At 59.1% G+C, this 1032-nt stretch carries 1 protein-coding gene; it reads right to left on the reverse strand.

What is annotated here, in order from left to right; translation table 11 throughout:
* The coding region (locus tag Q2941_RS51675) for a transposase (RefSeq protein ID WP_458197551.1) at positions 1-572 on the reverse strand (572 nt) is incomplete at its 3' end.
* Positions 573-1032: the final 460 nt, after the last annotated feature.

Here is a 1032-nt window from a genome sequence, read left to right on the forward strand (position 1 = left end):
GTCGCTGCTCCGAAAGCGGCATCGTCGAGGACGGCCAGATACTCATCGATCGCTCGGCCGGCGGCCTCCGGTGGAAGTCCCTTGTCGCCTTCGATCCCCTTCTGCCGATTGGCATCGGCCTTGATCAAGCTCGCATCGACCGCAAATCCTTCACCACCGACAAGTCGCTCCTCGATGCAGCGGCGCAAGACGCTCTCGAACACTCGACGGAAGAGATCGCTCTCCCGGAAGCGGCCATGCCTGTTCTTGGAGAACGTCGAGTGATCCGGCACCGCCCCATCCAGACTGAGCCGGCAGAACCACCGGTAGGCCAAATTGAGGTGAACCTCATCGCACAGGCGCCGCTCCGACCGGATGCCGAAGCAGTAGCCGATCAGGAGCATCCGGATCATCAGCTCGGGATCGATCGAAGGTCGACCGATACTGCTGTAGAAGGGCGCCAGGTCCTGCCTAATCTGTTCAAGGTCGACAAATCTATCGATCGACCGGAGCAAGTGGTCGGCGGGGATGTGCCTTTCGAGCGAGAACTCATAGAACAACGCAGCCTGTTCGACTTGCCGATGCCCCATCATGATCTTCAGTCCTGCCAGCCTAGACAGACTGAATCACTGATGCCTCTGCGTCGCAACCGCTACGTTTTTCAACAGAATCGGCCCGTTTAAGACATGCCGACAAACGCTGGAAAGTGTCCGCTTATCGGGGCAGATCGGAAAAAATCGCTGGACGGTAAAACGTCGCTTTTAATCCATACCGGAAGTGTGCAACCCTCAACATCCCGGGACCCACAAACTCGCGATCTCAATCCGCAAACGCGCCTCCCACCGGGCTCATGGCTCACCAGAGGCGAGGTAGGCGGCCAACGACACCAAATCCGCAGGTTTTAAGGTCCACCTCCGGCGCGACAAGTCGGAACGTGTCGCGAATTCCCAAAACACCGACACCCGGTGCGAGGTGTGGACTCTTCTCGGCGACCGGCGCCCCTGTACGTCAACGGAGGGCGACCCATGGTAGTGGGCTCTTTTGAGTTGCCGC

The organism is Bradyrhizobium sp. UFLA05-153, from assembly GCF_054185185.1.